Raw genomic sequence first — 20,614 nt, forward strand, 5'->3', positions numbered from 1 at the left:
CCAGCCACAAAATATTAATTCAAACATTTTTCTTTATAGGAGATCCTTCATGTTCCGCCTTAAGTCAGACCTTGCCGGGGTAAGGCTGGGATAGAGGCCGACACGACGTTTGCCTGCGCGAAGGACCATGCGGCCTATCCGGCAAGGCGCCTTGCCAGATCGTCGAGCGAGGCGCCCCGCGTTTCGGGAAACCAGCGCCAGACCACAAAGACCTGCACCGCCATGGCCAGCGCAAAACCCGCAAAGGGCAGCGCCGGACCATGCGCGGCCAGCACCGGAAAGGCAAAACTGATCGCGCCGTTGAGCACCCAATGCGTGCTGCTGCCCAGCGCCTGACCACGCGCGCGAACGGCGGTGGGGAAAAGTTCGGAAAGATAGACCCAGATCACCGCCCCCTGCGACACGGCGAAAAAGCCGATGAACATCACCAGCAGCGGCAACAGCCATGCCCGGCCCTGACCAAGGGCAAAGATCATCGTCACCCCGACCAGCGCGGCAAAAGTGCCCAGCGCCCCCGCCAGCAGCAGCGGACGCCGCCCCAACCGATCAATCATCGCCATGCCCGCCAGCGTCGCCAGCAGATTGGCCAGCCCAACGGCCACGGCCTGGGTGTCGGCGGAAAAACCCGAAAAACCGGCGGCGGCAAATATGTCATTGAGATAATAGAGGATCGCATTGATCCCCGAGAGCTGATTGAACGCGCCGATCGCCAAGGCCAGCAGGATCGGCTTGCGATGCAGGCGCCATGACAGGCGCTCGTCCTTCACCGTCGGGGCGACCGTTTCCAGCATCAGCCCCAGCCGATCCGCCGCCGCCCGCGCATCGCGCCCACGCGCCTGCAGCCAGCGCGGACTGTCGGGCAACCATGGCGCCAACAGCGCAAAGCCCAGCGCCGGCACGCAGGCCAGCCCCAGTTTCACTCGCCATTCCATCGCCCCGAAACCGCCCCGCGCCACCAGCGCGTTGGAGAGATAGGCCAGCAAAATCCCCGAAACGATCGCGCATTGAAACATGCCAACCCGCCGTCCGCGCTCGGCAGGGGCGCTGATTTCCGAAATATAGACCGGCGCCACGACCGAGGAAGCGCCGATGGCCAGACCGCCCAGCAGCCGGAACAGGCAAAAACTCACCAGCCCGTTGGCCAGCGCCGTCCCCAGAGCCGAAACGACATAGAGCCATCCGACCCACAGCAGCAGACGGCGGCTGCCCAAGACGTCACCCGCCCGCCCCGCAAGGGCCGCGCCCGCCAAAGTCCCCCACAGGGCCGCGGAAACCGCCAGCCCCAGATCCTGCGGGCTAAGGGCAAAGACTTTCTGCAATGCCTGGGTGACGCCCGAAATGACAGCTGTATCAATGCCGAACAGCAGCCCAGCCATGCTGGCCAGCACCGCACAACGCGCGGCCATCGAAGGCCCGGATCGGGGGAGGGAAGAAGGGGGCATATGGCAGGCATCCTTTTATTATTTCAATTTGCATTAATAAATAAATTCGGTAGGCTTGCAAGCATGATGCCCATCGGAACAGATGGCGTCCGGATCGCCGCGCCCGGCGCGGGGACATGGGAGAGTTATATGGTTTTGCCTAAATTCGGCCGAAATATGGCCGGCAGCGTTGCTCTTTGCGCGATTGTTTCCTGCCTGCCCGCGCTTGTCCAGCCCGCCTTGGCCGACGCGCCGGTGGCCGCATCGGCAGAAGCGCTTGGCCCCTATAATGCGACATTCCTGCAAGGCGGCATCGGGATTGACCGGGGACTGCCGCCCTCGGATCTGCTGTCCGGCCGATCGGGCATGACGATATCGACCTGGATCAATCCCGCAGAAATAGCGCAAGGTTCGGTCGGTCTGATCACACTGGGCGATGTGTCAGGGCCAAACCGAAGCCTGATGCTGATCGACGGGCGGCCCGCGCTGCAATCGGGCGATGCGTCGCATCGGCTGATTGCCCCCAAACCGCTCGTCAAAACCCAATGGGTCCATATCGCCGCCGCGTTGAGGGCCGATGGCGCCCAGATCTATGTCGATGGGCAGATGGTGGCATCAGGACCGTTGCCGGTGCAGCCGGTTGCCGGACAGATCCATATCGCCCCGGCGCAGGATGGGCAGGCCCATTTCAACGGCTCGCTCGTTGCTGCGCAGATCGCGCCCGAAGCGGCCAACGCCAAAACCATTGCCGCCAGGGCTGGCGCCCGCCCCGCCTTCGAGCTTGTCCATATGTGGCAGGTCGGCGTGGGCTGGGAATTCCAGAAAACCGCCAACACCGGCTATTGGCGCCCGCAAGACCCCTGGACCCTGCCCGTGGGCAAGGGCGAAACCACAGCGCCTGTTGCCAAGCCCGTGACGCCCCGCCCCGCGATGGAGATGATTGCCGCCGACCGCTGGCGCCTCCATGGCTGGCAACTGGCCGCCGCGCCCGATGTGGCGCAGGATGGCGCGGCCCTCTCGCTGCCCGGCAAGCCCGCAGGCATCTGGCGCGCGGCGACCGTTCCGGGCACGGTGCTGACCACGCTGATTGATCGCGGTGTCTATCCCGATCCCTATTTCGGCCTCAACAATCTGAAAATCCCCGAAAGCCTTGCCCGGCAGGATTACTGGTATCGCGCCGCTTTCACCCTGCCCGCCTCGGCAGCAGGCAAGCGTCTCGCGCTGGTTCTCAATGGCGTGAATTACGCAAGCGAGACCTATATCAACGGCGCCCGAGCGGGCAGCACCAAGGGCGCCTTCACGCGGGGCCGCTTTGCCTTCAACGCGGTGGCGGGCGAAAATGTCGTGGCCATCCGCGTATCGCCGCCCCCGCATCCCGGCACGCCGCATGAACAATCCATCAGCGCGGGCGTGGGCGAAAACGGCGGACAATTGGCCATCGACGGGCCAACCTTCATCGCCACCGAGGGCTGGGACTGGATTCCCGGCATCCGCGACCGCGACACCGGCCTGTGGCAGGATGTGGAAATTCAGGCCACCGGCGCGGTGCGTCTGGGCGATCCGCAGGTCATCACCGACCTGCCTCTGCCGCGCACGGATGCGGCCGACATCTCCATCGCCGTGCCGGTCATCAATGACGGCGCGCAACCCCGCCGCGTCACCATCACCGCCAGTTTCGACGATGTGCGCATCAGCCGCGAAATCACCGCCCCGCCCGGCGAGAGCGAGGCACGCTTTGCGCCGTCCGAATTTGCCGCGTTGCATGTCAAGAACCCGCGCCTGTGGTGGCCCAACGGCTATGGCGATCCGGCGCTCCACACGCTGCGCATCGAGGCCGTCGTCGACGGGCAGAGCGCCGACACCAGCACCACCCGCTTCGGCATTCGCGAAGTGTCCTATGACCTCTCGCTGATGGACAGGGCGGGCCATCTGCGCCGTGTCAATGTGCAGCCCACCGATGGGCGGCAGGCGGGCATCAAGCTGATCGATGTGCGCCACGAGGCGATCAAGCAAAGCCCCAAGGGCTGGGTTGAATCGCTGACGGCGGCGGGGGAGGCATCCCCGGCGGTGCGCGATCTGGGAGCGGAGGATACGCTGCCCGAGCCGCATCTGACCATCCGCGTCAATGGCGTGAAGATCGCCGCGCGGGGCGGAAGCTGGGGCATGGACGATGCCCTGAAACGCCATGACCGCGCCCGACTGGAGCCCTATTTCCGCCTGCACAAGGATGCCCATCTCAACATCATCCGCAACTGGATGGGCAATAACACCGAGGATGAGTTCTACGATCTGGCCGACGAATATGGCATGATGGTGCTCAACGACTTCTGGCAATCGACCCAGAATTTTCAGGTCGAACCGCAGGACCCCGCCCTGTTCCTCGCCAATGCCGAGGATACCGTGAAGCGCTATCGCAACCATCCGTCGATCGTGGTGTGGTTCGGGCGGAACGAGGGCGTGCCCTATCCGATGCTGAATGAAGGGCTGGACGATCTGCTCTTCCGCCTCGACGGCACGCGCTGGTTCACGGGCAGCTCGAACACGGTAAACCTGCAAGGCTCCGGCCCCTATAATTACCGCCAGCCCGAAGCCTATTTCACCGATCTGGCCACCGGATTTTCGGTCGAAACCGGCACGCCTTCTCTGGCCACGCGCGAGGCGATTGCGGCCTATGTGCCCAAGGCGGACCAATGGCCGCTCAGCGACACGCTGGCCTATCACGACTGGCATTTTTCCGGCAATGGCGACACCAAGACCTTCATGGCCAGCCTGAACACCCGTTTCGGCCCCGCCACCAGCTTTGCCGATTTCGAGCGCAAGGCCCAGATGATGAACCTTGAAGGCCATAAGGCCATGTTCGAGGGCTTCCTCGGCCATCTCTGGACCAAGAATTCGGGCCGCCTGCTGTGGATGACCCATCCGGCATGGACCTCGAATGCATGGCAGATCTACAGTTCGGATTACGACACCCATGCCGCCTATTACGGCATCGCCAAGGCCTCCGAACCGGTCCATGTGCAATTGAACCTGCCCGGCAATGAGGTTGTGGTGATCAACACCACGCGCGAGCCCGCCCCCGGCCTTGTCGCCACCAGCCGTATTCTGGGGCTGGACGGCAAGGAGCTTTTCGCCCGCACCGACCGTCTCGATGCCTCGGCCAATGCCGATACGATGCTGGCCCCGCTGCCACTGGACAAGGCGCTGGCCGATTATCCGATGGTGCTGGTGACGCAGAACCTGAGCGATGCTTCGGGCCGCCTCGTCTCGTCCAATTTTTACTGGCGCGGGCGGGATGAGGGCAGCTATCGCGCGCTGGACACCATGCCTAGGGTAGCCCTGCGCGCCAAACTGGCCCCGCCCGCCACCATCGGCGGCGAGCAGGAATTGCGCGTCACTATCACCAATCCTGCCGCCACGCCTGCCCTTGCCGCCAAGCTGACCCTGCTCGATGCCAAGGGCGAACGCATCCTGCCCGCCTATTACAGCGACAATTATGTCTCGCTGACTGGCGGGCAGAGCCAGACCATCACCATCCGCTATCCCGCTCGCAAGGGGCCTGCACCGCATGTCGCGCTGCGCGGATGGAATGTGGTTGAGGCCGAGGCGCGCCTGCCATGAAATGGCCCGGCTTCCTTTTGATGGCGCTGCTCGGCGCGGGGGCCGCGCAGGCCTCCCCGCCGCCGGTGGCGATTACCGGCGGCGCGGTTCAGGGCACTACCGATGCCCATGGCACGCGGATCTTCCGCGCCATTCCCTATGCCGCGCCGCCGCTGGGCGCGCTGCGCTGGCGACCGCCCGGCCCGGTCGAACCGTGGAAAGGATGGCGCAATGGGGCGAAATCCGGCCCCTCCTGCCTGCAAAATGACTATGGCTGGAACCACGCCGATTATGTCCGCGCCTCCGAGGACTGCCTGACGCTGGATGTCGCCACCCCCGCCCTGACGGGCAAGCGCCCGGTCATGGTGTGGATCCACGGCGGAAGCAACCGAGCTGGCTCTGCGGGCGATACGGTGCTTTCGCCTCTGGCCCGGCGCGGGGTTGTGCTGGTGGCGATCCAGTACCGCCTGGGGATTTTTGGCAATCTGCCCCATCGCACGCTGGCCTCCGAACAGGGCGGCCATGCGGGCAATTATGGTCTGATGGACCAGATAGCCGCGCTGCGCTGGGTGCAGGCCAATATTGCCCGCTTTGGCGGCGATCCGGCCAATGTGACGATCTTTGGCGAATCCGCAGGGGCGCAGGATGTCGGCCTGCTGCTGGCCGCGCCGGGGGCAAAGGGGCTGTTCGCCCGCGCCATTATGCAAAGCGGCACGCCATCCTTCGGCCTTTCATGGCGGCCTCTGCCCGAGGCCCTGCGGCTGGGCGACCAACTCGACGCGATGCTGGGCACGGACGGCAGCGTGGAACCCCTGCGCGCCGCATCGGCCCATGCGCTGCTGGAGGCGGACAGGACGCTGCATGATCCGGCACTGGAGAGCGATGATTTCCTATGGCTGCGCACGACCATTGACGGCGCGGTGCTGCCTGACACGCCTGCTGTGCTGCTGGCCCATGCTCCGCCCCGGCCGGTGATCATCGGATCGAACCGCGCCGAATTCGGCCTGCCGGGCGGGCGCGCTCATCGCGATGCAGGCGTTGACGCAGCCTTTGGCCCCAATGCCGATAAGGCCCGCGCCTATTATCACCTCGACCAAGGCGATCCCCCCGCCGATCCGCGTCGGGGCAATCGCGACCTGCGCATCGCCACCGACATCCTGTTTCGCTGTCCCGCCGGACAATGGGCTGATCTCCTTTCCCGCGCGGGGAGCAAGGTCTGGCGCTATGAGTTCGATCTGGCCGCCAATGGGGGCCTGTCCTTCCACGGATCGGACATTCCCTATGTCTTGGGTGACGCGCGTTTCGGCTCGCTCTCGCTGGCCGATTACTGGCTGAGTTTTGCCGGACGCGGCGATCCCAATGACGACGCCCGCCCGCCATGGCCTGCGTTCGGCGCGAACAAAGAGCATCTCCTGTTCTCGGCCTCCGGCGCCCAAACGCAGGCGCAAGAGGCCTCCCCCTGCCAATGGATGATCCAGCCATGAGCCCCACCCACCGCCGCGCCATACTCAAAGGTTTGGGCGCGCTCACCCCCCTTGGCCTTGCCGCCCCGGCATGGGCGCAATCCGGCCCCGCCGAAAGCCCCGAAGCCGCCCGCGCCCATACCGATTTCGCCTGGCTGGCCCGCTATGGCGAGGACAACCGCCGCCTGCTGGCCGAAGGGCCGCCCACACGCATCGTCTTTATGGGCGACAGCATCACGCAGGGCTGGCGCGACAAGAACCCGGAGTTTTTCCCCGCCGGGCGCGTCAATCGCGGCATAGGCGGCCAGACCACGCCGCAAATGCTGCTGCGCATGATGCAGGATGTGATCGCGCTGCGCCCGCGCGCGGTGCATATCATGGCGGGCACCAATGACATTGCGGGCAACACCAGCCCGATGACCGCCCAGATGACCCGCGACAATCTGGACGCGATGGCCACGCTGGCGCGGGCGCATCATATCCGCGTGCTGTTGGCCTCGATTCCGCCCGCGGGTAATTTCCCGTGGCGCCCCGGCCTTGAAACCAAAGGTCCGATTGCCGCCCATAATATCTGGCTGCGCGATTATGCACGGGCCCATGGCCATGTGTGGGTCGATTATCACCCGGTCCTTGCCGGGCCCGATGGCGCGATGCGCGAAGGGCTGGCCGTCGATGGTGTTCACCCCACGCCTGCCGGTTATGCGGCGATGAACGGCGTGCTGCTTCCCATCCTTGCCAGGCTGGATCTTGCATGAGCCTGGTTCACATTCTGCCGCGCATCGCGGTGGAAAAGCCATGGGGCCGGGCCGATCTGCCCGCGCCCTTTCCCTCGCCCGCGCAGGGAAAGACCGGCGAGATCTGGTTCGATCCGCCGCCGTCGCTGCGCGAATTGCTGGTGAAATACATTTTCACCAGCGAAAACCTCTCGGTTCAGGTCCATCCCAGCGATGCGCAAACCCTCGCCAAAGGGCTGGGCGCGCAAGGCAAGGAGGAATGCTGGCTGGTCATTGAGGCCCAGCCTGCTGCGAAACTGGGCATCGGCCTGCGGGAAGCGACCGACTCCCAGACCCTGCGCGGGGCCGCGCTTGATGGCTCGATCGAGGCGATGATGGCCTGGCATCCGGTGCGGCCCGGCGATTTCTTCTATATTCCGGCGGGCACCATCCATGCCATCGGCGCGGGCGTCACCGTGCTGGAAATCCAGCAGAACAGCGACATCACCTATCGCCTCTATGACTATGGCCGCCCAAGGCCGCTGCATCTGGACGAGGGGATGGCCGTCGCCCTGCCCGAAACCTATGACAAGGCGCGGATGCATAAAATGCTGCCGGAAGGCGGGCCTGCGCGGCTGGTCGATGGGCCGCTGTTCCGGCTCGATCTGTGCGAAGGTCCGGTGCCGCCCGCCATACTGGCCGACTACGGCCAGAGGCCAAAGCTGGTCATTCCCCTCAATGCCCCCCTTCATGCCGATGATGCCATCGCCGCTCCCGGCGACTGCGCCCTTGTTTCCGACCTGAGCGCCCTGAGCATCAGCCCCCACACACGGTTCCTCATCGCGCAACCTATTCTTTCGGGAGATGTCTTGTGAGATCCCTTTCCTTCCGCCAATTGCTCGCCGCGCTGATGGCGTTGCTCGTTTGCGCCTCCACGCCCGCCTTTGCGCAGGGTGCCGCCCCTCTGGCCCAAACCCCGCCGATGGGGTGGAACAGTTGGAACCGCTATGGCTGCCGCATTGATGAAGGCCTGATCCGGGGCGTGGCCGATGCGATGGTGGCCAACGGCATGCGCGATGCGGGCTACACCTACGTCAACATCGACGATTGCTGGCAAGGCGAGCGCGACAAGGATGGCTTCATTCAGGCCGATCCGGTTCGTTTTCCTTCGGGGATCAAGGCGCTCGCCGATTATGTCCATGCACGCGGGCTGAAACTGGGCATCTATTCCGACGCGGGGGCCAAAACCTGCGGCGGCCGCGCGGGCAGTCAGGGCCATGAATTTCAGGACGCGACGCAATATGCCCGCTGGGGCGTGGATTATCTGAAATATGACTGGTGCAACACCGGCACCGGCGCGGCCCAGCGCAACCCGCGCGAGGCCTATGCCACGATGCGCGCCGCGCTGGATCAGGCGGGCCGCCCTATCGTCTTTTCCATCTGCGAATGGGGCGACAGCAAGCCTTGGGAATGGGCCGCGGGCATCGGCAACCTGTGGCGCACCACGGGCGACATCGCCAATTGCTGGTCCTGCAAACTGGGCCATGGCAGTTGGAACAGTCTGGGCGTGATGGAGATCCTCGACAAGCAGGAGGGCCTGCGCCGCTATGCCGGGCCGGGGCATTGGAATGACCCGGATATGATCGAGGTCGGCAATCTGACTGATCTCAACGAAAACCGCTCGCATTTCGCGATGTGGGCAATGCTGGCCGCGCCGCTAATCGTGGGAGCCGATATTGCGGGCCTGAAGCCTGAAATCACGCGTGTCCTGACCAACCCGCGCCTTGTCGCCATCGATCAGGATGCGCTGGGCGTTCAGGGTTTCGCATGGCAGCGTGGCTCCGAACTGGAAATCTGGGCGCGGCCGCTCTCGGGCCGTCGCTGGGCCATTGCCGCGCTCAACCGTTCCTCCTCTGTGCAGAACCATGTGCTGGACTGGACCAAGGAACCGCTGGGCGATGATCTGACCCAGACCTTTGCCAAGATCGGGGAGCATCATTTCAACCTGATCGACGCCTGGACCGGCAGGCGCATCGGCGACACGCAGGGCCCTCTGCCCCTGCATGTGGCGCCGCGCGATGCGCAGGTCTTTATCCTTGAACCCAAGCCATAACGCGGGATCCCCATGGCACTGGCCCCCAATCTGTCCGCCGAGCGCGATCTGACATCACCGGACGCGGAAGGCACCCATCTTGACGCCCCTGAACTGCGGGTTTTCGTCTTGGCGCTGTTCTTCATCTTTGGCGGCATCACCAGCCTCAACGATGTCATCATCCCCAAGCTGAAAGACCTCTTCACGCTCAGCTATACGCAGGCGATGCTGGTGCAGTTCTGCTTCTTCACCGCCTATGCCGTGATGGGCCTGCCCGGCGCGGCGCTGGTCAAGCGGATCGGCTATATGCGCGGGGCGGTGGTGGGGCTGCTGGCGATGATGGCGGGTTGCCTGCTTTTCATCCCCGCCTCGCAAAGCGCCACATACGCCCTGTTTCTCCTCGCGCTCTTTGTGCTGGCCAGCGGGGTCGTGGTGGTGCAGGTCGTGACCAATCCGCTGATCTCGCTGCTGGGCCCGGCGCGGACGGCGCATAGCCGCCTGTCTTTTGCGCAAGGCTTCAACTCGATGGGCACGGTGATCTTTCCCGCCGTGGGCGCCGGACTGATCCTTGGCAATCTGGGGGAAGGGAAGAGCGACGCCCTGACCGGACCGGCGCTGGCGGCCTATCGCATGGTCGAAACCCAGACCGTGGTGCATACCTACACCGCGCTGGCTCTGGCGCTGCTGGTGGTGGCGGGGGTGGTCTGGGTCAACCGGCATCGTTTCAAAGAGGAGCATCATGAAAGCTCCTCGCTGGGGGCCAGCTTTGCGCTGCTTCGCGACAAGAGGTTCGGTCTGGGGGCGCTCTGCATCTTTCTCTATGTCGGGGCGGAGGTGTCGATCGGCTCGCTGATCGTCAATTATCTCAAACAGCCCAAGGTGCTGGGCCTTAATGAAGCGGCGGCGGGCCTTTACATTCCCTGGTATTGGGGCGGGACGCTGGTTGGGCGGTTTGTCGGCTCGGCGGTGCTGCGGGCGGTCTCTCCGGGCAAGGTGCTGGCCTGCAATGCGATGGGCGCGATTGCGCTGATCCTGATCGCGGCCAACGCCTCGGGCCATCTGGCCGCCGCCAGCCTGCTGCTGATCGGGCTGATGAACTCAATCATGTTTCCCACCATCTTCAGCCTCGCCTGCAAAGGGCTGGGGCGCAGAGCGGCCGACGGATCGGGCATCATCAACATCGCCATTTTCGGCGGGGCCGTCGTGCCGATCCTGACCGGCGCACTGGCGGATCTGACCGGCAGCCTGTCACTGGCGCTGGCCCTGCCCGCCATTTGCTATGCGGTCATCGCCTATTTCGGCTATGATACCCACAGGCCGCACCGGACCTGAGTGCCGAAACCGGGATCGCGGGCGGCGACGACCACGATCCCGCAGCGTTTTCGAAGCAGATGGAATCATCTGATGGCTTGGAAAACGGGGTAAAACAAAATCTAGAGCGGAACGGGGCTTGCCCGCCCTCCATCCTCATCCAGATCGCGCAGATCGCGCCCGCGCGTTTCCTTGCCGAACCATGCCACCAGAAAGAGCGAAAGCGCGGTCGGCACCATCACCAGCAGCGATGATGCCCCCATCGACAGTGCGATCCCGCTGATCGTCAAGCCCTGCGCCAGCAATCCGCCGCCCTTCGTCCAGGCCGCCACCCAGCCCGTGGCCCGCCCCCGCACCTTCAACGGGAAACTCTCGGCCGTATAGGGCAGCACGATGGCGATGATGCCATTCGTTCCCACGATCAGCAAGGCGACCGGCAGAACCGGACTGCCGCCGCCCGCCAGTTCCAGCCGCAAGACCAGAAGCAGGCCCAGCAAGGTCAGCACAATCATCGAGGTCAACGCCCATTTGGTGCTCCATCGGCTGTAGAGCAGGGCGGCCACGAACACGGTGGGAAAGGCGATCAGCGCGCTTTCCGCCAGCAGGCGGCTTGATACGCCCACGGAATAGCCCTTGGCCACAAGATCGGCCGGCAGCCAGAGCAGCAGGCCAAAGTTGATCAGGCCCCATGACAGCGCGCAGATGCTGAGCGCGGCCAGTTTGCCGTAGAGCTGAAAGCCGACAAGCGCATGGGATTCACGCGCCGCGCCATCGGCAGGGCCCTGTGTACGCCGCGCCTTGGCTCCGAACCGGCGCATGACCGCCTCGGCCTCCTCCACCCGGCCCCGCGCCAGCAGAAATTTCGCGGATTCAGGGATGAACACGCCCAGCAGCACCAGCGTCAGCCCGGTGGGCAAATTTGCGAGCCACAGGATGCGCCAGCCAAAGATCGGTTGCAGCAGGGCAGACATGCCGCTGGCCGCGAAATAGCCGCCCACCGCGCCCAATCCGCCGACCAGCACCAGGCTCCAGCCGCGATGCCGGTTCGGCATCATCTCGGCCAGCAGCGCATAGGTCACCGGCAGCATTCCCCCCGCCGCCGCGCCCATCATGAAACACATGGCAATGTTCCATTCCAGACTGGGCATCGCACCGCAGATCGAGGTGCCCACAAACATCACCGCCGAGAGCAGGATCGAGGCCTTGCGCCCATAGACATCGGCAATCCAGCCCCACAGCACCGATCCCGTTACCGTCCCGGCCAACGCGAAAAACGGCACCAGCGAGACGGTCTTCTTGGGCACGCCATATTCGCTGATCATGCCCGGCACTGTGAAGCCCAGCGAAGCCGGTTTCATGACATCAATGACAAGGGCAAGCGTCAGCACCGCCATCAGGCCCCAATGCGCGGGGCCAAGATGCGCATCCTCGGGCGCGGCCACCTCGATCCGGGCGGCATTCTCCCTCTGCGCGGTCACATTGCGCGGCAACAGGCCATAGGCGGCCAGCATCGTGCCCAGAACGATCAGCACCATGCCAAAGAGCATCATGTTGTCCATGGGCATGCCGACCAGTTGATAATTCATGGCACGCGCCATCGCGAACATCGGCAAATGCGCGCAAACACCCAATGTCACCGCGATGCAGCCTGCGACAAAGGCCCATACGTGCCGGTCCGACAGCGTGCTTTTCATCGATCCCATCTGCCCTCACCCTTCCCTTGCCGGGGCGTGATAATCCTATTGTCGGACAAGGGAAAGCCGCGAGAGCGCGGGATTGCGGGGATAGCGCGGTCAATGCCCCTGCAGCATGGCCGCGACCATGGTTTGCCAGACCGCCAGGCAATCGCCGCCTTCCAGTCTGGCGTTGCCTTTGCCGATCATGGCCGCGCTGGGCTCCATCACCGCCATGAAGGCGACGCGGACATTATCCCGATACAGCTTGCGCATCGGCTCGGCATCAGGATCGCTCCAGTCCCAATCGGGCTGAACATTGTCATACATGGCGCGGGCGGCGCGTTCGAGCGGCGTCAGAGGAAGTTCGGTCATCACCATGGCCTTAGCCTGTCGGCACGCCATGGTGAAGATGCCGTGCCGCCCTCAATCCCCCAGCGGCAGTTCGGTGGTGCGCTTGATGCGGTCCAGCACAACGCTGGAACGGACGCTGGCCACATCGCCATGGCCCAGCAGCCCACGATTGATGAGTTCGGACAGGCCGCGCAGATCGCGCGCCAGAATGCGCAGCAGATAGTCCGAATCCCCCGTGGTGGCGCAGCAGTCCAGCACGCCTTCGATGGCCTGCATCCGCTCGTGAAAACGGGCGATGGTTTCAGGGGCATAGGAGGTCATCGTCACGGCGACAAAGGCCTCGACATGCAGGCCCAGATTTTCCTCATCCAGCAGGGCGACCTGTTTGCGGATAATGCCATCCTGTTGCAGCCGGGCAATCCGGCGCGAGACCTGTGAAGCGGACAGGTGGACGATCTCGCCAATGTCGGCGTGGGACAGCGAGGCGTCGGCCTGAAGCTGGGTCAGGATTTTGCGGTCGAGTTGATCCATGCGCCATTTTTGCATGAAAGGATAAATGAGCGCAAGAGTGGCGCGCAATGGAGCCGTTTACCCCCCAACTTCGCGCGGACCACGCATGGGTTTTGCGATAGAACCTTCTCCAACGGCTGCGGCAAAACGCGGCCCTTTGATCGCGGAGAGAAAGCCATGGCCGACAGCGCCCCGACCACCGACCTGTTCCCCAACCCTCTGGGCCTGGACGGCTTCGAATTCATCGAATTTTCCGCGCCGGAGAAGGGCCTGCTCGAACCGGTCTTTGCCGCCATGGGCTTTGCCCATATCGCCAACCATCGCAGCAAGGATGTGCAATTATGGCGTCAGGGCGGGATCAACCTGATCGCCAATTACGAGGCGCACAGCCCCGCCGCCTATTTCGCCGCCGAGCATGGGCCTTCGGTGTGCGGCATGGGTTGGCGGGTGCGCAATGCGGCCCATGCCTATGCCACAGCCATCGAGCGCGGGGCCGAACCGGTGGAACTGAAAACCGGGCCGATGGAATTACACTTGCCCGCGATCCGGGGCATCGGCGGCTCGATCATCTATCTGATCGACCGCTATGGCGATGAACTGTCGATCTATGACATTGATTTCACCTATCTGCCCGGTGTCGATCGCCACCCGGTCGGCGCCGGTTTCCACACAATCGATCACCTGACCCACAATGTCTATGGCGGGCGGATGGCCCATTGGGCGCATTTCTACGAACGCGTCTTCGGCTTTCGCGAGATCCGCTATTTCGACATTAAGGGCGAATATACGGGCCTGACCAGCCGCGCGATGACCGCGCCCGATGGCAAGATCCGCATCCCGTTAAACGAGGAAGGCAAAGCCGGCGGCGGCCAGATCGACGAATTCCTGCGCGCCTATAATGGCGAGGGCATACAGCATGTCGCTTTCCGCTGCGACGACCTGATCGCGGGCTGGGACGCGCTTAAGGCCAGCGGCACGCCCTTCATGACCGCCCCGCCCGCGACCTATTACGAGATGCTGGCCGAACGCCTGCCCGGCCATGGCGAACCGGTGGCGGAACTGCAAAGGCGCGGGATCCTGCTTGATGGCAGCACCGAAGAGGGCGACCCGCGCCTGCTGCTCCAGATCTTTTCCGAAACGGTGATCGGCCCGGTCTTTTTCGAATTCATCCAGCGCAAGAAGGACGAAGGCTTTGGCGAGGGCAATTTCACCGCGCTGTTCCAAAGCATCGAGCGCGACCAGTTGCGCCGCGGCGCGCTGAACGTGACGGAGAAGGCATGATGACACAGGCACCGCAACTGCAACGTATCCACCATGTCGCCTATCGCTGCCGCGACGCGAAGGAGACGGTGGAATGGTATGGCCGCGTGCTGGGCATGACCTATACCACGGCCTTTGCCGAGGATCATGTGCCCTCTACCGGGGCCTTCGATCCCTATATGCATGTGTTTCTTGATTCGGGCGGGGGCAATGTGCTGGCCTTTTTCGAATTGCCGGGCCAGCCCGAGATGGGCCGCGACCCCAACACGCCCGCATGGGTTCAGCATCTGGCCTTTGAAGTCGCCGACGAGGCCGCCCTGCTCTCCGCCAAAGCGCATATCGAGGCGCAGGGGATCGACGTGCTGGGGCCGACTTATCACGGGATTTTCCGCTCGATCTATTTCTTCGACCCCAATGGCCATCGACTTGAACTGGCCTGCAACATCGGCACGGACGAGCAATATCGCGAATTGCGCGAACTGGCCCCGGTGATGCTGGAGGAATGGAGCAGGACCAAGCGCGCACCGCGCCATGCGCAATGGCTGCATCACGAGCCCGCCGGGGATGGAGATCGCGCGTGATCGACCATACTCATGATGCCGCCGCCTCAAGCTGGGTTGAGGGCGCCGATGAGCACCCGGATTTTCCTGTCCAAAACCTGCCGCTGGGAGTCTTTTCGCGCGAGGGCGAAACGCGGCGGATTGGCTCGGCGATCGGCGATTATGTCGTCGATCTGACAGGGCTGGCGGAGGCTGGCCTGCTGCCCGATGCCCTGTGCCCGGCTTTGAGCGAACAAACGCTCAACGCCCTGTTTCGCCTTGATGCAGCCACTCGGCGCGCGCTGCGCCACGCGCTTTTCGCCGTGCTGACCGATCCGGCGCGGCAAGATGCGATCACCCCTTGGCTTTACCCTGCGCAAAGTGTTGAATTACATCTGCCCTTTGCCATTGGCGATTACAGCGATTTCTATGTCGGCATCCACCATGCCACCAACATCGGCAAGCTGTTTCGTCCCGACAATCCGCTGCTACCCAATTACAAATACGTCCCCATCGGCTATCACGGGCGGGCCAGTTCGATCCGCGTATCGGGCGCCCCGGTGATCCGCCCAAAGGGCCAGATCAAGCCGCCCGATGCCGATCATCCGACCTATGCCCCCTGCCGCCGTCTTGATTACGAACTCGAACTGGGCATCTGGATCGCCGGGGATAATGCCCTTGGTGAAACCATCCCGATTGGCGAGGCATGGGATAGGATTGCCGGGGTCTGCCTGCTCAACGACTGGTCCGCACGCGATATTCAGGCGTGGGAATATCAACCCCTCGGCCCGTTCCTGTCCAAGAGCTTCCTTACCACCATCTCGCCATGGGTCATCACCGCGCAGGCGCTGGCCCCCTTCCGAGTAGCGCAACCCGCGCGGCCCCAGGGCGATCCTGCGCCCCTGCCCCATCTGTGGGATGCGCAGGATCAGGCGCAGGGCGCATTGTCGATCACCCTCTCGGCCACGCTGGCCAGCGCGGCAATGCGCAAGAGCGGCATTGAGGCGCAGCAATTGAGCCAAGGCGCGGCCCACGAGGCCATGTACTGGACCCCCGCTCAGATCGTCACCCATCACGCCTCGAACGGCTGCGATCTGCATACCGGCGACCTGCTGGGCACCGGCACGCTCTCCGGCCCCGCCCCCGGGAGCGAGGGCAGCTTGATGGAAATTTCCCAAGGCGGCCAACATCCTGTCCTCCTGCCCAGCGGAGAACAGCGCTGCTTCCTGGAGGATGGCGACGAACTGACGCTCCACGCCCGCGCGATGCGCGAAGGCTATCGCGCCATCGGCTTTGGCCCCTGCCGCGGCATCGTGGAGCAGGCGCGTTAGGCCTGCACGCTCCATACAGGACCAGCGTGACCAGTCCGTTTAAGGAGGATTACACAAGCCTTTCCATTTTCATCAAATCTGCGAAGCTGACGCTTCAGACGAGATGATGAGGCGGGGATGGGAATTATTGGCTGGGCCGCCATTGTCGGCGCGCTTTTGGGGGGCTTTTCCGGGGGATATAATCTAACGGGCGTCTTTATCGGCGGGGTCCTTGGCGCCCTGATGGGGCTATGGCTGCGCTCTTTGGTGCAGCAGGAAATCCAGTCCGCCGTGCAGGCCGCTTTGGCCGAGGCCCAGCCGGTCGCCCCCCAGAAGCAGGCCGCACACCCCCTCGAAAGCCCTGCACCCGTCGAGGAAGAGGTCGAGACCGTTCCAGCACCGGTTGCCGATGCGCCCCCTCACAAAGACGCCCCGACGCCTGCCCCGGACGCCCATCGCCAACCGGACCCTGCAAGATGGGCCGCCCCAAGGCACGTCGAAACCTACCATCCCGCCCGCACCGACCCTGTCGAGGAGGCCATTGCCAAGGCGCGCGCGTGGCTGTTGGGCGGCAACACGATTGTGCGGGCCGGTCTGGCGGTGCTGTTTGTCGGCCTGGTTTTTCTGGCGCGTTTCGCGGCGAATGCCGGGCTGTTTCCGATCGAAATGCGCCTGACACTGATTGCCCTGATCGGGGCGGCCCTGCTGCTGGTGGGCCTCAACAAGCGGATCGAGCGGCCCTCCTTTGGCCTCTCTCTTCAGGGAGCGGGCGTGGCCGTGCTCTACCTCGTGGTGTTCGCTGCGGCCAAGGCCTATGGGGTGCTGCCGCCTGCGGCCGCCTTTGCCTTCATGATCCTGTTTGCCGCGCTGGGCTGCGGGCTGGCGCTGATGCAGGATTCGCTGACCATGGCGCTGGCCTCGTTTCTGGGCGGGTTTGCGGTGCCGGTGCTGCTGGGCGGCAAGAGCGAGACGCCGCTCGGCCTGTTCACCTATCTCACCATCCTGAATGTGGCGATCCTGGTGATCGCATGGAAAAAGAGCTGGCGGCCGCTCAATCTGCTGGGCTTTGTCGCGACCTTTCTTTTGGCGGGCCTGTGGGGCTTTTCCGCTTATGAAACGCGGCATTTCCTGCTCTGCGAGATCTTTCTCATCGCCTCGATCGCGATCTATCTCGCGACGGCCATGCTCTATGCGCACAACACGCCGGGCCCGCTTGGCAATTACGCCGATTCCACCCTGCTGTTCGGGACGGCGCTGGCCGGTTTCGGGCTTCAGGCGGGTCTGGTCCATGGCCGCCCCTTTGCCGAGGCCTTTTCCGCGCTGGGCTTTGGCGCGTCCTATCTCGGCATGGCCGCGCTGACGCTGCGCCGCCGCCGTGCCGAGATGCGCCTGCTCAACGAATGTCTGCTGGCCATCGGCGTGGGCTTTGTCACGCTGGCCGTGCCTTTGGCGCTGGAGGCAAAATGGACCGCCGCCACATGGGCGCTCGAAGGCGCGGGGGCCTTCTGGGTGGGCGCGCGACAGGCACGCTGGATGCCGCGCGCTTTCGGTTTGCTGTTGCAGACCGCCGCCGCGCTGATGGTGGCGGTGTCTCTCGAACCCAACATTGCCGCGCTCCCGCTGGCCAACAACGGGTTTATGGTGCCGATGCTTGTGGCCCTGCCGGTGCTGTTCACCGCATGGCTGCTGCGCGCGCCTCTGGCGCACAGCGGGTCCTCTCTGGCGCAGGCCTATGCGCCGTGGGAATACAGTTTGCGCAAGGCATGGTTTCTGGGCGGCTTTGCGCTGGTCTGCCTTGCCATTCTGCGTGAAACAGATCGTTATCTGCCTGCCCCTGCTGCTGCACCCTCCCTGTCTGCGGCGGCGCTGTCGCCCTATATGCAGCTTTACACCGCCATGCTGGCGATCCTGGGCGCAATGGCCCTCGCGCAGGCCTTTGGCCGTAGCAAAGACTGGCCGGTCGCAGGCTGGCCCGCGCGGCTTTCCCTGCCGCTGTTGACGCTCTGCCTTCTGGCCGCGTTGATGGATGGGCGCAACATCCTCTATCTGCCCGACCTGTTCTACTGGGCGCTGGCGATTGGCCTGCACCTGTGGCTGCTGCGGCATCTGCCCGTGGATCGCTGGACGCTCGCCATGCATGGCGGCGGCGTGCTGCTGGGCACGGCCATGGTGGCGGACGGGCTGTGGCTGGGGATTGATCGCGGCGCGCTGTGGGACACATCATGGGCGGGCGTGGTGTTTCTCATCAGCGCCACCGCCATGCTTTTCGCGCTCACGCGCTGGGCGGGCAAGGCGGCATCGCGCGCCGATATGACCGGGCTTGGCTGGCCGCTCGATCCGGCCGCGCGGGCCTATTGGTGGCATGGGGCGCGGGTGCTGGCCGTGCTGGTCTATGGCGGGGCGCTGGCCACCACACTGATGGCCGAAGGGGTGACCGATCCCCTGCCCTATGTGCCGCTGCTCAATCCGGTCGATCTGACGGCCCTGCTGGCTCTGGCTACGCTGGGCCTGTGGCGCCAAATGCTGTGCGGCGCCCAGCCCCGGCCCGACGGCGCCGGATGGATAGTCAGCGAAACGGGGATGGGCGCAGGCGCCGTTCTGGACTTTGCCATCGTCAATACCCTATGGCTGCGTACCGCTCACCATTATCTGGGCGTGGGGTGGAGCAGCGAGGAATTGATCGAGAGCCAGATTGTCCAGTCGGGCTGTTCATTGCTCTGGACGCTGGTCGCGATGGGCCTGATGCTGTTTGCCCATCGGCGGCGCCAGCGCTTGCCGTGGCTGACCGGCGCGGTCCTGTTGGGGGTGGTCGTTGTCAAACTGGTGATCGTCGATATGTCCAAGGTCGAAGGCGTGGCGCGCATCGTCGCCTTTATCGGGGTGGGCCTGCTGATGCTGTTGATCGGTTATTTCGTGCCGCTGCCGCCGCGCGCGGATGATCGCGCGGGGTTGGACGCATGAGGCGCCTTGCCGCCCTGACACTCCTGCTGCTGGCCTCTTGCGACCGGGCGGATGAGGGCAAACCGCTGGGTCCGCAAGATTTTGCGCTGACCCTGCCGGTGGAGACCGGTGCGGAGCCAATTCAGCGTGTCGCGCTGCCTCCGGCCGCGCTGGTGGCAATCCGGCGGGCGGACAAGGGCGACATTCGCCTGTTCGACGCGCAGGGCAGGACGCTGTCTCTGGCCTTGCTGCCGATGAGCCCCGGCGAATTTTCGGTGGTCCGGGTCAAGGCGATCCCGTTTGGTTCGCCCCCGTTTGGTTCGCCCTCGCCTGCGCATCATGGCCCCTCCGTTTCCGTTCGGGTGGATCGCGCAGCGCAGGCCGTCAGCATCAAGACCGATGAACACTCCCCCGCCGCATCGGAACACGCTGTTCTGCTCGACACACGCCAATTGGACCAACCGGCAATGTCGATCACGCTCGAAGCCGACGTGCCCGTGCAAAACCCGGTGACGGTCTCGCTCGACGTGGGCAGCGACCTCAGCCATTGGCAGAGCCTGACGCAGAAGGTGCTGTTTCGGCCCGATCAGGGCAAGCGCCTGCTGGGGCCCGACAGGATCGATCTGGGCGGCGCTGTGCTGGGCGGGCGCTATCTGCGGGTGAGATGGAGCGGCGCGTCGGCCACGATGGTGACCGGAGCAAACCTTGTCACCTCGCCCACGCCCGCGCCGCATCGCATCACCGTGGCCACCAGGGGCGCGGTGATGAAAGATCCGCATCATGTGCTTTTGACCCTGCCCGAAGGGGCGGTGCCGTCGGCCCTGACGGTCACGATGACCGGCCGGGATGGCGTGGTGCCGATCCGCCTGCTGGGCCGTGCATCGCCAGACCAGCCATGGACGCCGCTCGCTTTGGGCAGTGTGAAGCAGGGGGAAAAGGGCGCATCTCTGGAATGGGGCGATGGCGGGCCGCGCGAATTCACGATCGAAGCGGATGCTCGCAGCGCCGGATTTTCGCAGGCGCCCAGGCTGGATCTGCAATTGGCTCCGGTCGAAGTGCTGGCCGCCTTGAATGGCGCGGCCCCCTATCGCCTGGCCGTGGGGCAGGCAAAGGCCCCACCCGCCTTTTTCGACAGGGCCGAACTGGCCACGCGGCCGGAGCCCTTCCCGCAGGCGCGGGTGAAAGACGATGGGCGGATTGTCGAAATCGATGTGGCCCCCGGCGATGGCCGCAAAGGGTTTGCCCCGCGCATCATCGCGCTGTGGTCCGCGTTGATCGGCGGGGTGCTGGTGCTGGGTTTTGCGGCCTATCGGCTGCTTCGGGCCAATGATGTCGCGCGCGCCCAAAGATAGAGGAGCACGCGCGGCACCGTGATCTTGCGGAACGAATTCATGCCATAAAGCCCGCCATGTCCTTGCCGACAAAGTCTGC

15 protein-coding genes are annotated in these 20,614 nt (G+C 64.4%); 11 read left to right on the forward strand and 4 right to left on the reverse strand.

Going from position 1 to position 20,614, the window contains the following annotated elements; translation table 11 throughout:
* Positions 1 to 134 precede the first annotated feature (134 nt).
* Positions 135 to 1,406, reverse strand: coding sequence for a sugar porter family MFS transporter (locus BGP00_RS01905; protein WP_292921793.1), 1,272 nt, complete (start codon positions 1,404 to 1,406; stop codon positions 135 to 137).
* Between the two features lie 192 nt (positions 1,407 to 1,598).
* Here BGP00_RS01905 and BGP00_RS01910 point away from each other — a divergent pair, with 192 nt between their 5' ends.
* Genes BGP00_RS01910 through BGP00_RS01935 form a run of 6 tightly spaced genes read left to right on the forward strand, consistent with a single transcriptional unit; the run spans position 1,599 to position 10,618 of the window.
* Positions 1,599 to 5,039 (forward strand): LamG-like jellyroll fold domain-containing protein, encoded by a 3,441-nt coding sequence (locus BGP00_RS01910; protein WP_292921792.1) that lies wholly within the window; start codon positions 1,599 to 1,601, stop codon positions 5,037 to 5,039.
* Positions 5,036 to 6,502: a carboxylesterase family protein gene (locus BGP00_RS01915; protein WP_292921791.1), complete on the forward strand. Its 1,467-nt coding sequence runs from the start codon at positions 5,036 to 5,038 to the stop codon at positions 6,500 to 6,502. The genes BGP00_RS01910 and BGP00_RS01915 overlap by 4 nt, the downstream gene beginning before the upstream one ends.
* A complete protein-coding gene (locus BGP00_RS01920; protein WP_292921790.1) occupies positions 6,499 to 7,236 on the forward strand; it encodes a GDSL-type esterase/lipase family protein in 738 nt (245 codons plus the stop codon). Before BGP00_RS01915 ends, BGP00_RS01920 begins: the two co-directional genes overlap by 4 nt.
* Entirely contained in the window at positions 7,233 to 8,069 is an 837-nt protein-coding gene (locus BGP00_RS01925) for a class I mannose-6-phosphate isomerase (RefSeq protein WP_292921789.1), read from the forward strand. Before BGP00_RS01920 ends, BGP00_RS01925 begins: the two co-directional genes overlap by 4 nt.
* Positions 8,066 to 9,307 carry a glycoside hydrolase family 27 protein gene (locus BGP00_RS01930; protein ID WP_292921788.1) on the forward strand — a complete coding sequence of 414 codons (1,242 nt, stop codon included), beginning with the start codon at positions 8,066 to 8,068 and terminating at the stop codon, positions 9,305 to 9,307. Before BGP00_RS01925 ends, BGP00_RS01930 begins: the two co-directional genes overlap by 4 nt.
* Positions 9,308 to 9,319: 12 nt before the next feature.
* Positions 9,320 to 10,618, forward strand: a complete 1,299-nt coding sequence (locus tag BGP00_RS01935) for a sugar MFS transporter (RefSeq protein ID WP_292921787.1) — start codon at positions 9,320 to 9,322, stop codon at positions 10,616 to 10,618.
* 101 nt (positions 10,619 to 10,719) lie between these two features.
* Here the strand turns inward: BGP00_RS01935 and BGP00_RS01940 are convergent, their stop codons facing one another.
* The 3 genes from BGP00_RS01940 to BGP00_RS01950 form a co-directional block, all read right to left on the reverse strand.
* On the reverse strand, positions 10,720 to 12,300 hold the full coding sequence (locus tag BGP00_RS01940; RefSeq protein ID WP_292921786.1) for an MFS transporter: 1,581 nt from the start codon (positions 12,298 to 12,300) through the stop codon (positions 10,720 to 10,722).
* A gap of 90 nt (positions 12,301 to 12,390) precedes the next feature.
* Positions 12,391 to 12,645, reverse strand: a complete 255-nt coding sequence (locus BGP00_RS01945; RefSeq protein ID WP_168601673.1) for a hypothetical protein — start codon at positions 12,643 to 12,645, stop codon at positions 12,391 to 12,393.
* Positions 12,646 to 12,696: 51 nt separating this feature from the next.
* Entirely contained in the window at positions 12,697 to 13,155 is a 459-nt protein-coding gene (locus tag BGP00_RS01950) for an Lrp/AsnC family transcriptional regulator (RefSeq protein ID WP_168601672.1), read from the reverse strand.
* A 156-nt stretch (positions 13,156 to 13,311) separates the two neighbouring features.
* On the opposite strand from BGP00_RS01950, the gene hppD reads away from it, so the two are divergent.
* The 5 genes from hppD to BGP00_RS01975 all read left to right on the forward strand — a co-directional run bounded on the left by hppD (position 13,312) and on the right by BGP00_RS01975 (position 20,535).
* Positions 13,312 to 14,415, forward strand: a complete 1,104-nt coding sequence (gene hppD, locus BGP00_RS01955; RefSeq protein WP_292921785.1) for a 4-hydroxyphenylpyruvate dioxygenase — start codon at positions 13,312 to 13,314, stop codon at positions 14,413 to 14,415.
* Positions 14,415 to 14,975 (forward strand): VOC family protein, encoded by a 561-nt coding sequence (locus BGP00_RS01960; RefSeq protein WP_292921833.1) that lies wholly within the window; start codon positions 14,415 to 14,417, stop codon positions 14,973 to 14,975. The genes hppD and BGP00_RS01960 overlap by 1 nt, the downstream gene beginning before the upstream one ends.
* Complete coding sequence (fahA, locus tag BGP00_RS01965; protein ID WP_292921784.1) at positions 14,933 to 16,264, forward strand: fumarylacetoacetase; 1,332 nt, start codon at positions 14,933 to 14,935, stop codon at positions 16,262 to 16,264. The genes BGP00_RS01960 and fahA overlap by 43 nt, the downstream gene beginning before the upstream one ends.
* A 117-nt stretch (positions 16,265 to 16,381) precedes the next feature.
* On the forward strand, positions 16,382 to 19,204 hold the full coding sequence (locus tag BGP00_RS01970) for a DUF2339 domain-containing protein (protein WP_292921783.1): 2,823 nt from the start codon (positions 16,382 to 16,384) through the stop codon (positions 19,202 to 19,204).
* Complete coding sequence (locus BGP00_RS01975) at positions 19,201 to 20,535, forward strand: DUF3999 family protein (RefSeq protein WP_292921782.1); 1,335 nt, start codon at positions 19,201 to 19,203, stop codon at positions 20,533 to 20,535. The genes BGP00_RS01970 and BGP00_RS01975 overlap by 4 nt, the downstream gene beginning before the upstream one ends.
* Positions 20,536 to 20,614: the final 79 nt, after the last annotated feature.

It is taken from the genome of Novosphingobium sp. 63-713, assembly GCF_001898925.1.
Classification (GTDB): Bacteria; Pseudomonadota; Alphaproteobacteria; order Sphingomonadales; family Sphingomonadaceae; genus Novosphingobium.

Excerpts from the sequence above, each read along its gene's own strand:
- BGP00_RS01950 (WP_168601672.1), bottom strand. The coding sequence starts at position 13,155 with ATGGATCAACTCGACCGCAAAATCCTGACCCAGCTTCAGGCCGACGCC.
- BGP00_RS01975 (WP_292921782.1), top strand. The coding sequence starts at position 19,201 with ATGAGGCGCCTTGCCGCCCTGACACTCCTGCTGCTGGCCTCTTGCGAC.
- hppD (WP_292921785.1), top strand. The coding sequence starts at position 13,312 with ATGGCCGACAGCGCCCCGACCACCGACCTGTTCCCCAACCCTCTGGGC.
- BGP00_RS01945 (WP_168601673.1), bottom strand. The coding sequence starts at position 12,645 with ATGACCGAACTTCCTCTGACGCCGCTCGAACGCGCCGCCCGCGCCATG.
- BGP00_RS01920 (WP_292921790.1), top strand. The coding sequence starts at position 6,499 with ATGAGCCCCACCCACCGCCGCGCCATACTCAAAGGTTTGGGCGCGCTC.
- BGP00_RS01960 (WP_292921833.1), top strand. The coding sequence starts at position 14,415 with ATGACACAGGCACCGCAACTGCAACGTATCCACCATGTCGCCTATCGC.
- BGP00_RS01925 (WP_292921789.1), top strand. The coding sequence starts at position 7,233 with ATGAGCCTGGTTCACATTCTGCCGCGCATCGCGGTGGAAAAGCCATGG.
- BGP00_RS01905 (WP_292921793.1), bottom strand. The coding sequence starts at position 1,406 with ATGGCCGCGCGTTGTGCGGTGCTGGCCAGCATGGCTGGGCTGCTGTTC.
- BGP00_RS01970 (WP_292921783.1), top strand. The coding sequence starts at position 16,382 with ATGGGAATTATTGGCTGGGCCGCCATTGTCGGCGCGCTTTTGGGGGGC.
- BGP00_RS01910 (WP_292921792.1), top strand. The coding sequence starts at position 1,599 with ATGGCCGGCAGCGTTGCTCTTTGCGCGATTGTTTCCTGCCTGCCCGCG.
- BGP00_RS01915 (WP_292921791.1), top strand. The coding sequence starts at position 5,036 with ATGAAATGGCCCGGCTTCCTTTTGATGGCGCTGCTCGGCGCGGGGGCC.
- fahA (WP_292921784.1), top strand. The coding sequence starts at position 14,933 with ATGGCTGCATCACGAGCCCGCCGGGGATGGAGATCGCGCGTGATCGAC.
- BGP00_RS01940 (WP_292921786.1), bottom strand. The coding sequence starts at position 12,300 with ATGGGATCGATGAAAAGCACGCTGTCGGACCGGCACGTATGGGCCTTT.
- BGP00_RS01935 (WP_292921787.1), top strand. The coding sequence starts at position 9,320 with ATGGCACTGGCCCCCAATCTGTCCGCCGAGCGCGATCTGACATCACCG.